The 12,781-nt window shown below is 73.6% G+C and carries 11 protein-coding genes and 1 tRNA gene; 7 read left to right on the top strand and 5 right to left on the bottom strand.

The features are described from left to right. Positions 1-39: 39 nt before the first annotated feature. Together AF335_RS04565 and AF335_RS04560 are read right to left on the bottom strand one after the other, a co-directional pair. Positions 40-111: transfer RNA gene (locus tag AF335_RS04565), tRNA-Cys, on the bottom strand. Positions 112-215: 104 nt separating this feature from the next. After that, complete coding sequence (locus AF335_RS04560) at positions 216-1,109, bottom strand: alpha/beta fold hydrolase (protein WP_102916888.1); 894 nt, start codon at positions 1,107-1,109, stop codon at positions 216-218. An 89-nt stretch (positions 1,110-1,198) separates the two neighbouring features. On the opposite strand from AF335_RS04560, the gene AF335_RS04555 reads away from it, so the two are divergent. From AF335_RS04555 to AF335_RS04525, 7 genes are all read left to right on the top strand, one after another. After that, on the top strand, positions 1,199-2,104 hold the full coding sequence (locus AF335_RS04555; RefSeq protein ID WP_102916887.1) for a LysR family transcriptional regulator: 906 nt from the start codon (positions 1,199-1,201) through the stop codon (positions 2,102-2,104). 122 nt (positions 2,105-2,226) lie between these two features. After that, on the top strand, positions 2,227-2,781 hold the full coding sequence (locus AF335_RS04550) for a cysteine dioxygenase family protein (protein ID WP_102916886.1): 555 nt from the start codon (positions 2,227-2,229) through the stop codon (positions 2,779-2,781). Continuing rightward, complete coding sequence (locus AF335_RS04545; RefSeq protein ID WP_102916885.1) at positions 2,781-3,833, top strand: YeiH family protein; 1,053 nt, start codon at positions 2,781-2,783, stop codon at positions 3,831-3,833. The genes AF335_RS04550 and AF335_RS04545 overlap by 1 nt, the downstream gene beginning before the upstream one ends. Positions 3,834-4,081: 248 nt before the next feature. Continuing rightward, positions 4,082-5,515 (top strand): MFS transporter, encoded by a 1,434-nt coding sequence (locus AF335_RS04540; RefSeq protein ID WP_102916884.1) that lies wholly within the window; start codon positions 4,082-4,084, stop codon positions 5,513-5,515. A gap of 140 nt (positions 5,516-5,655) precedes the next feature. Next, a complete protein-coding gene (locus tag AF335_RS04535) occupies positions 5,656-7,443 on the top strand; it encodes a DEAD/DEAH box helicase (RefSeq protein WP_102916883.1) in 1,788 nt (595 codons plus the stop codon). A gap of 515 nt (positions 7,444-7,958) precedes the next feature. Then, entirely contained in the window at positions 7,959-8,600 is a 642-nt protein-coding gene (locus AF335_RS04530; protein ID WP_087927930.1) for an IclR family transcriptional regulator, read from the top strand. An 85-nt stretch (positions 8,601-8,685) separates the two neighbouring features. Then, positions 8,686-9,507, top strand: a complete 822-nt coding sequence (locus tag AF335_RS04525; RefSeq protein WP_184743044.1) for a S16 family serine protease — start codon at positions 8,686-8,688, stop codon at positions 9,505-9,507. Positions 9,508-9,594: 87 nt separating this feature from the next. Here the strand turns inward: AF335_RS04525 and AF335_RS04520 are convergent, their stop codons facing one another. Genes AF335_RS04520 through AF335_RS04510 form a run of 3 tightly spaced genes read right to left on the bottom strand, consistent with a single transcriptional unit; the run spans position 9,595 to position 12,772 of the window. Then, the gene (locus AF335_RS04520) at positions 9,595-10,578 is read right to left on the bottom strand and encodes a glycine betaine ABC transporter substrate-binding protein (protein ID WP_102916882.1); all 984 of its coding nucleotides are present in this window, start codon (positions 10,576-10,578) and stop codon (positions 9,595-9,597) included. Then, positions 10,575-11,477, bottom strand: a complete 903-nt coding sequence (locus AF335_RS04515) for an ABC transporter permease (RefSeq protein WP_102916881.1) — start codon at positions 11,475-11,477, stop codon at positions 10,575-10,577. The genes AF335_RS04520 and AF335_RS04515 overlap by 4 nt, the downstream gene beginning before the upstream one ends. Beyond that, the gene (locus tag AF335_RS04510; RefSeq protein ID WP_184743065.1) at positions 11,474-12,772 is read right to left on the bottom strand and encodes a betaine/proline/choline family ABC transporter ATP-binding protein; all 1,299 of its coding nucleotides are present in this window, start codon (positions 12,770-12,772) and stop codon (positions 11,474-11,476) included. Before AF335_RS04510 ends, AF335_RS04515 begins: the two co-directional genes overlap by 4 nt. Positions 12,773-12,781 lie beyond the last annotated feature (9 nt).

The raw sequence follows: 12,781 nt of genomic DNA, 5'->3' as shown, positions 1-12,781 counted from the left end.
GGGCGCCGCCCTTTCTGTTGTGCCTGATCAAGGTGCCGGAGGCCGTGACCGGAATCGAACCGGCGTAACCCGCTTTGCAGGCGAGTCCCTAAACCACTCGGGCACACGGCCAAGTCGTGCCTTCCCCACCGACAGTAGAGGCCGCCCGAGGGGTGGACAACGGTTCCTTCCCGGCCGCCATGCGACCGACACGCCCCGTTCACGACACGCCCCGTTCACGACCCGCTCAGGAACTCCTCCACCAGTGGCCGGAACATCTCCGGTTCGTCGACCCACGGATAGTGGCCGACCTCGTGCAGCGGCTGGAGGACGGCGTTCGGCAGGGAGGCCGCCACGAGTTCGCCCGCGCGCATGCCGGAGACCGCGTCGCGGTCGCCCGTGACCACCAGTGCCGGGCAGCCGACGCGGCCCAGGCGGTCCAGGAGGGCCAGCCGGGCCGGTTCGTCGACGCCCTGCCAGAAGCCGGCGCGGGGGACCGGGCCGAGCTGGCCGGGCTCGGTGGCCGCGTGGGCCCGCTGGGGGGCCTCCCAGCGGGCGTACGCCATGGGCGCCGCGCGGGCCAGCAGGGCGCGTACCTCCGTGAGGTCCGTGGTCGTGGGGAGGGTGTGGACGGCGACGTACGCGTCCACCCACCAGTCCTCCGTCGCCCGTGACTCGAAGATCTCCTCGGCGTCCGTGGGGAGTTCGCCCTGGAGCCGGGAGCCCGGCGCGACCAGCACCAAGTGGGTCAGGTGCTCGCCGTGCGCCGCCGCGTACGCCTGGGCCGTCGCGCACGCCGCGTCGTGCGCGAGGAGGGCGAACCGCTCCAGGCCCAGGTGGCGGCGGAGCGCCTCCAGGTCCTCCGCGAGCGCCGGGAACGCGTAGCCGGCCGGGTCCGCGGCGGGCGGGGAGGCGCCCGTTCCGCGGCTGTCCGGGATCACCAGGCGGCGGGCCGCGCCCAGCCCCCCGAGGTCGCCGAGGTACGCGGCGTCCCGGCCCGGACCGCCGGCCAGGCAGATCAGGGGTGGTGCGTCCGGTGGCCCCGCCTCCCGGTAGGCGAGTTCCGCCGCGTCGTACGAGACGTAGTGCGAAGGCTCGGAGGATGGGGGATTTGTTGTGCTATGCGGCATGTATCCCACCTTGCCCCAGAAATCCGTTGATCCAGAAGCGACCCCCCGCCCTCTCCCCTCCTATCCCAAATTCCGCTTATGATTCCGGCGTGTTCGACTCGCGGCACATCAAGACGTTCCACGCGGTGGTCACGGCCGGCTCGTACTCGGCGGCCGCCCGCGCCCTGGGGTACACGCAGCCCGCCATCACCCAGCAGATGAAGGCCCTCGAACGGTCCGTGGGCACCCCGCTCTTCATCCGCGTCGGCCGCCGGATGCGGCTCACCGAGGCCGGTGAGGCGCTCGCCCGGCACGCGGAGACGATCCTGGAGAGCCTCACCACCGCCCAGCAGCAGATGAGCTCCCTGACAAGGCTGCGATCCGGCCGGGTCCGCGTCTGCGCCTTCCCGAGCGCCAGCGCCACCCTGGTGCCGGAGGCGCTCGCGGGCCTCGCCGCCGCCCACCCGGGCGTACGGGTCGAGCTGCTGGAGGGCGAACCGCCCGACTCGATACACCGCCTGGTGCGCGGAGAGTGCGACATCACCCTCGCCTTCACCTACCCCGGCCTGCGCGAACAGGTCCCGGACGAGGTGGTGGAGACCCGGCTGATGGAGGACCAGCTCACCATCCTGATGCCCACCGGGCACCCGCTCGCCCGCCGCCGCGCCGTCCAGCTGGCCGACCTCACGGAGGAGCGCTGGATCGCGGGCTGTCTGCGCTGCCGCACCAACTTCCTGCACGAGTGCGCCGAGTTGGGCTTCGCGCCCGACATCGCCTTCACCACGGACGACAACCTCGTCGTGCAGTCGCTCGTCGCCGAGGGGCTCGGCGTCGCGATGATGCCGGGGCTCGTCCTCTCCTTCCTCCGCCACGAGAAGATCACCGGCCGGGCGCTGGACCCCGCGAGCCGCCGGCAGGTCTCCGCGTACGTCCTCCGCGAGCACCTCCGCGTGCCCGCCACGGCGCTCGTCCTCGACGAGCTGCGCGCCGTCGCCGCGCGGCGGGTGGGCTGCTGAGCGCGGCCCGCCGTACGGACCGGCCCGGCCGCCGCCCCGGACCCTGTCCATAAGCCGGTGTTGGCGTCCCGCCAACAGACTGTCGTTGGACTGATGGATCACGTCGCGTCGACGCTGCTCGTATGACCACTCCCACCGCAGCCCCCACGACCGCGCGCCTCGGCCAGCTCGTCGACGACGTGCGCGAGGCCGTAGGCCGCGGCCTGCCGCCCGACACGACGGCATATCTCGTCGGCGAGCGGCTCGCCGCGCACCTCGGCGCCGCAGACCTCCTCACCCCCGAACAACGCGAGGGCGACCCCGGCCACTACCGGCAGCACATTCTGCACGCCGAGTCCGACGGCAGCTTCTCCGTCGTCGCCCTCGTCTGGATGCCCGGCCAGCGGACCAGCGTCCACGACCATGTCTCCTGGTGCGTCACGGGAGTTCACCAGGGCACCGAGAGCGAACGACGCTACCGGCTCGTCCCCGACGGCACCACCGCCCGGCTCGTGGCCACCGAGGACGTCGTCAACCACCAGGGCGACGTCTGCGGCTTCGCGCCGCCCGGCGACATCCACCGGGTGCACAACTCCTGTTCCACCACGGCCATCTCCCTCCACATCTACGGCGCCGACATCTCCCGCCTCGGCTCCAGCGTCCGCCGCGTGTACGACCTCCCGGCCGACGAACTCTGATGGCGCTCCTCACCGCGCGTACGGGCACCCGGCCGGCCCCCGCCACCGGGCGGGGCCCCGGTGCAGGCAAGCTTCCCGGGCTGGCCATGGCGGCCGGCGGCGTCGCCGTCGCCTGGGCCGTCCACCGGCTCGTACCCGCCGTGCCGATGCTCACCGCCGCCGTCGTGCTCGGCATCGCGGCCGCCCACCTGCCCGGGGTGCGGACCGCGGTGCGCGGGGCGGCCCGGCCCGGGCTGACGCTGGCCGGAAAACGGCTGATGCGGATCGGTGTCGTCCTGCTCGGTCTCAAACTGAGCCTCGACGACGTGCTCGGCCTCGGCTGGGCCACCGTCGCCATGGTGGTCGCCGTGGTCGCGGCCACCTTCTGGGGCACGCTCTGCCTCGGCCGCCGGCTCGGGCTGCGCGGCGACCAGCCGCTGCTGATCGCCACCGGCTACTCCATCTGCGGCGCCTCCGCGATCGGGGCGGTCAGCGAGGTGTCGGGCAGCGACGAGGAGGACGTGGCGACGTCCGTGGCGCTGGTGACGCTCTGCGGCACCCTCGCCATCGCCGTCCTGCCGCTGCTGCACCACCCGCTCGGCCTCGACGACGCGCAGTTCGGCCGCTGGGTCGGCGCGGGCGTCCACGACGTCGGCCAGGTCGTGGCCACCGCGCAGACGGCCGGACCGGCCGCCCTCACGGACGCGGTGCTGGTGAAGCTGATGCGGGTGGCTCTGCTGGCCCCGCTCGTGGCCGCGGTCGCGGTCTCCGTACGGGGGCGCCGGCGGGGGGCGGCCCGGCCGTCCGGGAAGCGGCCGCCGCTCGTACCGCTCTTCGTCCTGGGGTTCCTGGCCATGGTGGCCGTACGCAGCACCGGGTGGGTGCCCGGTGGGGCGCTCGATCTCGCGGGCCACGCTCAGGAACTGCTGCTCGCCGCCGCGCTCTTCGGGCTCGGCAGTGCCGTCCATCTGCCTTCGCTGGCGCGGACGGGTGGGCGGGTGGCGGCGCTGGGGCTGTGCTCGTGGGTGGTGATCGCGGGGGCTTCGTACGGTGGGGTTCTGCTGACGACGTGAGGCGGGGTGGGGGTGGGGGCGCGCCTGCGGCGGGCTTTGTCCCCTACCCGCCCCTTCCCGAATGTCCTCAAGCTCCCCCAGCTACCGCTGGGAGGTGCCCCCGGACGGGCTGAAATCAGCCCGTCCGGCGCTTGAGGACCCGGGTGGGAAAACCCTCCCGAAGACCCTCCGGCCTAGGGCTCATGGATGACGAGATTCCGGTCGCTCGGCAGGCGCCAAGCGCCCCCTCCCTCCCTACCCTGACACCCATGACTGCTCCCGACGCCGGCGCCGACGAACTCGCCATATCCACCCCCGCCCCCATATCCGCCCCCGCCGAAGGCGTCCTCGGCCGCCGCTACCGTGCCCTCACCCTCGGGATCATCTCCGTCGTCTCCCTCATCGCCTTCGAGGCGAGCGCGGTCAACACGGCGATGCCGGTCGCGGCCCGCGCGCTCGACGGGATCGAGCTGTACGCCTTCTCCTTCTCCGCCTTCTTCACCGCCAGCCTGTTCACCATGGCGCTCTCCGGCGAGTGGTGCGACCGGGCCGGGCCGCTCGTGCCCCTCTTCACCGGCATCGCCGCCTTCGGCACCGGACTGGTGCTCGCGGGCTCCGCGCAGCAGATGTGGATGTTCGTGGCCGCGCGCGGCGTCCAGGGCATCGGCAGCGGGCTCGTCATCGTGGCGCTCTACGTCGTCGTGGGCCGGGCCTACCCCGAGCGGCTGCGCCCGGCCGTGCTGGCCTCCTTCTCGGCGGCCTGGGTGGTCCCCGTGATCGTCGGCCCGCTGGTGGCCGGCACCGTCACCGAGCAGCTCGGCTGGCGCTGGGTCTTCCTGGCCATCCCCGTGCTGATCCTGCTGCCGCTCGTGGTGATGCTGCCCGCGCTGCGCGCCCTCCCGCCCGCCGAGCGCGCCGGGACCATGGACGGCCGCCGCATCCTGCTGGCCCTCGCCGTCGCGGCGGGCGCCGGGCTGCTCCAGTACGCGGGGCAGGACATCAGCCCGGTCTCCCTGCTGCCCGCCGCCGCCGGCCTCGCCCTCCTCGTGCCCTGCGTCCGGCTGCTGCTGCCCCGCGGCACCTTCCGCGCCGCCCGCGGCCTGCCCGCCGTCGTGCTGCTGCGCGGCCTCGCCCAGGGCTCCTTCCTGGCCGCCGAGAGCTTCGTCCCGCTGATGCTCGTCACGGAGCGCGGCCTGTCCGCCACGCTGGCCGGGCTCTCCCTCACCGGCGGCGGCCTGACCTGGGCCCTCGGCTCGTACACCCAGAGCCGCCCCCGGGCCGAGCCCTACCGCGAGCGGCTGATGAGCCTCGGCATGGGGCTGATGGCCCTCGCCATCGCCCTGATGGCGACCGTCCTGGCCGACGGGGTCCCGGTGTGGACGGCCGCCCTCGCCTGGGTCGTGGGCGGCTACGGCATGGGGCTGACGATCTCCAGCGGCTCGGTGCTGCTGCTCAGGCTCTCCAAGCCGGGTGAGGAGGGTGCGAACTCCGCCTCCCTCCAGGTCTCCGACGCGCTCGGCAGCATCACCCTCGTCGGCCTCGCCGGTGTGCTCTTCGCCTCCTTCGGCGGGGGCTCGGCGACCGCCGGGGAGGCCGGCGGGGCCGCCCCGCCGGCCGCCTTCGTCGCGGTCTTCGCCCTCGCGGCGGCGTTCGCGCTGGTGGGCGCGTACGTGGCCGCGAGGCTCACCCCGCGCGACGCCTGAGCGGGCCGCCGGCCCGGCCGCCCGGGGGTGTGTGACCTCGGTCCCACCCCCGGGTGAGGCCGGGGTGTGAGCCCGGGGGGCCGGGCCCGCCGCAGGTAGGCTTGCGCGGTTGCCGACCGCCGAACCAGCCGACGGAGACCGTGACTACCACCACCACGAGCCACCATCTCTCGCCCGCCTTCCCCGGCCGGGCCCCTTGGGGTACCGCCAACAAGCTGCGCGCCTGGCAGGAGGGCGCGATGGGGAAGTACATCCAGGAACAGCCGCGCGACTTCCTCGCCGTGGCCACCCCCGGCGCCGGAAAGACCACCTTCGCCCTCACCCTCGCCTCCTGGCTGCTGCACCACCACGTCGTCCAGCAGGTGACCGTGGTCGCGCCCACCGAGCACCTGAAGAAGCAGTGGGCCGAGGCCGCGGCCCGGGTCGGGATCAAGCTCGACCCCGAGTACAGCGCGGGCCCCCTGGGCCGCGAGTACCACGGCGTCGCCGTGACCTACGCCGGTGTGGGCGTCCGCCCGATGCTCCACCGCAACCGCTGCGAGCAGCGCAAGACCCTCGTCATCCTCGACGAGATCCACCACGCCGGTGACTCCAAGTCCTGGGGCGAGGCGTGCCTGGAGGCGTTCGAGCCCGCGACCCGGCGCCTCGCGCTGACGGGCACGCCCTTCCGCTCCGACACCAACCCCATCCCCTTCGTCACGTACGAGGAGGGCAACGACGGCATCCGCCGCTCCGCCGCCGACTACACATACGGATACGGCAACGCCCTCGCCGACGGCGTCGTCCGCCCGGTCATATTCCTCTCCTACAGCGGCAACATGCGCTGGCGCACCAAGGCCGGCGACGAGATCGAGGCCCGCCTCGGCGAGCCCATGACCAAGGACGCGATCTCGCAGGCGTGGCGCACGGCTCTGGACCCGCGCGGCGAGTGGATGCCGAACGTCCTGCGCGCCGCCGACCGCCGGCTGACCGAGGTCCGCAAGGCCATCCCGGACGCCGGCGCGCTCGTCATCGCGGCCGACCAGGACTCCGCCCGCGCCTACGCCAAGCTGATCCGCGAGATCACCGGCGAGGGCCCGGCGGTCGTGCTCTCGGACGACTCGGGCGCCTCCCAGCGGATCGACGACTTCTCGCACTCCGACTCCCGCTGGATGGTCGCCGTCCGCATGGTGTCCGAGGGCGTCGACGTGCCCCGCCTCGCCGTCGGGGTCTACGCGACGACGATCTCCACCCCGCTGTTCTTCGCCCAGGCCGTCGGCCGCTTCGTGCGCTCCCGGCGCCGTGGCGAGACCGCGTCCGTCTTCGTGCCCACCATCCCCACGCTGCTGACCTTCGCCAACGAGATGGAGGTCGAGCGCGACCACGTCCTCGACAGGCCCAAGAAGGACGGCGAGGAGGACCCGTACGCCGAGGAGGACAAGCTCCTGGCGGAGGCGGAGCGCCGGCAGGACGAGGACACCGGCGAGGACGACCAGCTCTCCTTCGAGGCGCTGGAGTCCGACGCGGTCTTCGACCGGGTGCTCTACGACGGCGCCGAGTTCGGCATGCAGGCGCACGCGGGCAGCGAGGAGGAGCAGGACTACCTCGGCATCCCCGGGCTGCTGGAGCCGGACCAGGTGCAGATGCTGCTCCAGAAGCGGCAGGCCCGCCAGATCGCGCACAGCCGCAAGCGGCCGGACGCGGAGGCGGACCTCCTCGAACTGCCCGCCGAGCGGCGCCCGGTGGTCACCCACAAGGAGCTGCTGGAGCTGCGCAAGCAGCTGAACACCCTGGTCGGGGCCTATGTCCACCAGAGCGGCAAGCCGCATGGAGTGATCCACAACGAGCTTCGCCGTGTCTGCGGCGGCCCCCCGAGCGCGGAGGCGACGGCGGGCCAGCTGAACGAACGCATCAGCAAGGTCCGCGAATGGGCGACCCGGATGAAGTAGCGCGTACGGACGAGGCGCGGAGCGGTCCGCTCCCGCGTCGTCCCCGCCTCCCGGCCGCTGCCTCCCGGCCGCTGCCTCCCGGCCGCTGCCTCCCGGCCGCTGCCTCCCGGCCGCCGCCTCCCGGCCGCCGCCGGGAGGCGCCCCCGGCCGGGCCGGAACCGGCCGCGCACGGCCACCGGCCCGCGGCGGTTCCGGCCCGGCCGGTGTGCGGCCGGCGTACGGGACGCCCCCGTCGCAGGCCCGGCGGCACCGACAGCCGTCCGCATAGTGGGATCCGGCCCCCGGTATTCGTAAATCCGCCCCACCGTGCCCGGATCGCGGGCAGACTCTTCCGCTGAGCGGACCGGCGGCGCTACGGTGCCGGTCACGCACACGCCCCGTGGCAGCGCCGCCGCGGAGCGCAGCCGGTGCCAAGCGAAAAGCGGCCGGCGGCCTCTCCTCGCGCGCTGCCGGAACGGGACCGGGGGCGCACCCCACCGCGACGAAGGGCCGCCACTCATCGGAGGAGGGGCGCCGTGACCGCGGAGACCTCACAGACGCTCGACCGGGGACTGCGTGTCCTCAAACTGCTCGCCGACACCGATCACGGGCTGACCGTCACCGAGCTTTCCACCAAGCTCGGGGTCAACCGGACGGTGGTCTACCGGCTGCTCGCCACACTGGAGCAGCACGCGCTCGTCCGCCGTGACATCGGCGGCCGGGCCAGGGTCGGCCTGGGGGTGCTGCGGCTCGGCCGCCAGGTGCACCCGCTGGTCCGGGAGGCCGCCCTGCCCGCACTGCGGTCCCTGGCCGAGGACATCGGGGCCACCGCCCACCTCACGCTCGTCGACGGCACCGAGGCGCTCGCGGTGGCCGTCGTCGAGCCGACGTGGACGGACTACCACGTGGCCTACCGGGCCGGGTTCCGCCATCCGCTGGACCGGGGGGCGGCCGGCCGGGCCATACTCGCGGCCCGCCGGGGCGAGACCGACAACCCCGGGTACGCCCTCACCCACGGCGAACTGGAGGCCGGTGCCAGCGGTGCGGCGGCGCCCCTGCTCGGCGTCCTGGGCATCGAGGGCAGCGTGGGCGTCGTCATGCTCTGCGACTCCATCCCGGACCGCGTGGGCCCCCGGGTGATGGAGGCGGCCAAGGAGGTGGCCGACGCGCTGCGGTGACCGCCGGCGGGCCGGGCCGCGTCCCGGCCCGCACCACGAGGGTTGCCTGTCACGGCAGGGGCGGGAGTGAACTAGATTCGCTTGCATGCCAGCTCCGACTCTGACCGCCCTGCTCTCCCGCACGCCGGGACGCGCCCGGACCCTCGCGGTCTGCGCCGCGCCCGTCGTCGCCCTGTTCGCGGTGGCCGCGCTCGTACCCCTGCCGTTCTCGCTCGCGCAGCCGGGCTCGACCGTGAACGTCCTGGGGACGGACAAGGGCAAGCCGGTGATCACCGTCGAGGGCACGGGCACCCGCGCCACCAAGGGCGAGCTGCGCATGACCACGATCGTGGCGACCGGGCCGCATGTGGACGTCAGCCTGACCGACGTCGTGAGCAACTGGTTCCGCACCGACCGCGCCGTGATGCCGCGCGACTCCGTCTACCCCGTCGGCGACTCCGACCAGGAGGTCTCGGAGCACAACGCCGCCGAGATGAAGGAGTCGCAGGCCGCCGCCTCGCAGGCCGCCCTGCGCTATCTGCGGAAGTCGCCGAAGGACGTGAAGATCGGGCTCAGCCTCGCCGACATCGGCGGCCCCAGCGCCGGACTGCTCTTCACCCTCGGGATCATCGACAGGATCGACGGCGACGGCCGCGGCGGCGACCTCACCGGCGGCCGGACGATCGCCGGTACGGGCACGATCGAGCCGGACGGCACCGTGGGCGCGGTCGGCGGCGTACCGCTGAAGACCCAGGCCGCCCGGCGCGACGGCGCCACCGTTTTCCTGGTGCCGAAGGGGGAGTGCTCGGACGCGCGGGCCAACCTCCCCAAGGGGCTGCGTCTGGTCCCCGTCGAGAAGCTGGGCGACGCGGTGACGTCCCTGCGGGCCCTGGCGTCGGGGCGGGAGGACGAGGTCCCGGCCTGCTGAGCACTCCGCTCAAAGTCCGGTGCGCCGTCCGCGGGTGCGTCGTGGCCGGTCGCGCGGTTCCCCGCGCCCCTTCGGGGCGCTGCCCGCTCAGCCCTCGCGGATGAACCCCTCCCGCACCAGCCAGTCCTTGGCCACCCGGTGCGGGTCCTCGCCGTCCACGTCCACCTTCGCGTTGAGCTCCTGGGCCACGTCGTTGGTCAGCTTCGCCGTGATCGGGTCCAGCACGTCCTTGATCGCCGGGTACTTCCGCATCGCCTTGGCGTTGATCTCGGGAGCGGCGTTGTAGTTGGGGAAGAAGTGCTTGTCGTCCCGCATCACGACGAGGTTCATCGCCCTGATCCGGCCGTCCGTGGTGAAGACCTCGCCGAAGGTGCACGAGGAGCCCCCGGAGACCTGGGTGTAGACGATCCCGCCGTCCATCTTCCGCACGCTCGACGCCGGCACCCGCATGCCGTACGCCTTCGCCATGCCCGGCAGCCCGTCGTCGCGGGCCGCGAACTCGCTCTCCACGCACAGCGTCACCGCCCCGGGGTCGCTCCGGGACAGCCGGGCGACGTCCGAGAGCGTCCGGGTGCCGTACTTCTTCTCGTTCGCCCGGTTCAGCGCCAGCGCGTAGGTGTTGTCGAGCGAGGAGGGCGGCAGCCAGACGATGCCGTTGCGGACGTCCGCGTCGGCCACGGCCCGCCACTGCGCGCGGGGGTCCGCGATCGGCTTGTCGTTGCCCAGATAGGTGATCCAGGCGGTGCCGGTGTACTCGTACATGGCGTCCGCGCCGCCCGACCGGATCGCCTCCCGGGCGCCGATCGACCCCTGGATGTTGGTCCGGTCGAGGACGTCCGCACCGGCCGCCTCGAAGGCCAGGCCCATGATCTGGCCCAGCACGATGTTCTCGCTGAAGTTCTTGGAGGTGACGGTCAGGCCGGCGCCCTTGAGCGGCAGCCCCTGCCCGACGGAGCCCGGCCGGACGTCGTCGACCATCGGGGAACCGCTGGTCAGCCCGCATCCCGCGAGGGCGACGGGGGAGAGCAGCAGGCCCGCGAACGCCGCCGCGGCGGCCGTGCGCCATCTCATGCCCCGCCATCCCTCGCCCCGCCGGGGCCGGCCGGATCCAGCCCGCGCGGGCGCAGCAACACCTCCGCCAGCGACGCCAGCCAGTCGACCAGCAGCGCCAGCGCCACGGTCAGCACCGACCCCAGCACCAGCACCGGCATCCGCTGGTTGGTGATGCCCGAGGCGATCAGGTCGCCGAGCCCGCCGCCCCCGCCGAAGTAGGCGAGCGTCGCCGTGCCCACGTTGAGGACGAGCGCGGTGCGCACCCCGGCGAGGATCAGCGGTACGGCCAGTGGCAGTTCGACCTTGCGCAGCACCCCGGCGGCCGACATGCCGATCCCGCGCGCGGCCTCCACCAGCGTCGGGTCGATGGCCCGCAGCCCCGCGACGGTGTTGGCGAGGACGGGCAGCACCGCGTAGACGACGATGCCGATCAGCGCGGCCCGGGTGCCGATGCCCAGCCAGATCACCAGCAGCGCCAGCAGGCCGATCGCGGGGGTGGCCTGGCCGATGTTGGCGAGGGCCATCACCAGGGGCGCCGCGGGCCGCAGCCGGCGGCGGGTGAGCAGCACGCCCAGCGGGATCGCGATGATCAGGACGAAGAAGGTCGACACGACCGTCAGCGAGATGTGCTGGCGCAGCCGCAGCCAGACGTTGCCGCCCGCGAGGGAGTTCTCGGCGATGGAGTCGAGCTCGGCGCCCCGGAACCACAGCCAGGTCGCCAGCAGGACGGCGGCCACGACGGCCGGCAGGACGACGAGCCGCTGCCAGGTGATCCGCCGGGGGCCGGCGGGCTCCCCGGCGGGCGGCCCCGGTTCCTCGGGCGGCTCCGGCTCCACGGCCTCGCCGGGGTCGCTGAAGGCGATGCCCCGCACCTCGTGCTCCCCGGCCGGCCGCCGCCCGTCCCCGTGCCGTGTCACCGGAGGCCCTCCGGCCCGTCCGGCGGCGGGTCGGGCGGCGCGCCCTCCTGCTCCTGCCGGGTCTGCTGGGCGCGCTGCTCCTCCAGCCGGTGCTGGTGCTCGACCGCGTCGAGCCGGTCCTCCTCCAGCAGCTCGTGCACCGAGTTCATCAGCGTCTCCATGTCGACGACGCCCTCGTACTCGCCGCGCCGCCCGGTCACCGGGACCCGCCCGGCGTTGTCCGTGAGCACCGCCTCCAGGGCGTCGCGCAGCGTCGCGTCCCGGGTGACCGTGTCGTGCACGAGGGTCCCCGCCCGGGCCAGCGAGCCCCGGGCGCGCATCAGGTCGCCCCGGCGCAGCCATTTGTACGGGCGGCGGTGGCGGTCCAGGAGCAGCACCTCGTTGGTGGTGCCCGCGCGGAGCTTGTCGAAGATGGACTGGAGAGGGTCGTCGACGGCGGCCGTGGGCACGTCCACGATCTCCACGTCCCGTACCCGGGTGAGGTTGAGCCGTTTGAGGGCCGCGCCCGCGCCGACGAAGCCGGAGACGAAGTCGTCGGCCGGGTTGGTGAGGATCGCCTCGGGGGTGTCGAACTGGGCGATGTGCGAGCGCTCCCGGAGCACCGCGATCCGGTCGCCGAGCTTGATGGCCTCGTCGAAGTCGTGGGTGACGAAGACGATCGTCTTGTGCAGCTCGTGCTGGAGCCGGATCAGCTCGTCCTGGAGGTGGTCGCGGGTGATCGGGTCGACCGCGCCGAAGGGCTCGTCCATCAGGAGGACGGGCGGATCGGCGGCGAGCGCGCGGGCGACCCCGACGCGCTGCTGCTGCCCGCCGGACAGCTGCCGCGGATAGCGGCCCCGGAACTCGCCCGGGTCCAGCCCCACCAGGTCGAGCATCTCCTCCACCCGGGCGTCGGTCCGGCCCTTGGACCAGCCGGTCATCCTCGGCACGAGCGCGATGTTCTGCGCGACGGTCATATGGGGGAAGAGCCCCGAGGACTGGATGGCGTAGCCGATCTTGCGGCGCAGCTTCACCGGGTCCATGTCGGTGACGTCCTCGTCGTCGATCCGGATCCGGCCCGACGTCGGCTCGATCAGCCTGTTGATCATCTTCATGGTGGTGGTCTTGCCGCAGCCGGACGGGCCCACGAAGACCACCAGCTCGCCCGCCTTGATCTCCATATTGACGCAGTCGACGGCGGGCGCGGGGTTGCCGGGGTAGCGCTTGGTGAGGTTCTCCAGCTCGATCGTGGCACCGGAGGGGTTTCCCGCGGCGGGCGCGGCCCCGGGCGTGCCCCCGGACACGGGCTCGGACACGGGCTCGGG

The sequence above is a fragment of the Streptomyces eurocidicus genome (assembly GCF_002891295.1).
Taxonomy (GTDB): Bacteria; Actinomycetota; Actinomycetes; order Streptomycetales; family Streptomycetaceae; genus Streptomyces; species Streptomyces eurocidicus.
Note: the sequence above shows the minus strand (reverse complement) of the source record. Positions and strands in the feature narration are given on the sequence as shown.

Coding starts and splice junctions, on each gene's coding strand:
- AF335_RS04560 (WP_102916888.1), bottom strand. CDS start 1,109: ATGCCGCATAGCACAACAAATCCCCCATCCTCCGAGCCTTCGCACTAC.
- AF335_RS04550 (WP_102916886.1), top strand. CDS start 2,227: ATGACCACTCCCACCGCAGCCCCCACGACCGCGCGCCTCGGCCAGCTC.
- AF335_RS04545 (WP_102916885.1), top strand. CDS start 2,781: ATGGCGCTCCTCACCGCGCGTACGGGCACCCGGCCGGCCCCCGCCACC.
- AF335_RS04540 (WP_102916884.1), top strand. CDS start 4,082: ATGACTGCTCCCGACGCCGGCGCCGACGAACTCGCCATATCCACCCCC.
- AF335_RS04525 (WP_184743044.1), top strand. CDS start 8,686: ATGCCAGCTCCGACTCTGACCGCCCTGCTCTCCCGCACGCCGGGACGC.
- AF335_RS04520 (WP_102916882.1), bottom strand. CDS start 10,578: ATGAGATGGCGCACGGCCGCCGCGGCGGCGTTCGCGGGCCTGCTGCTC.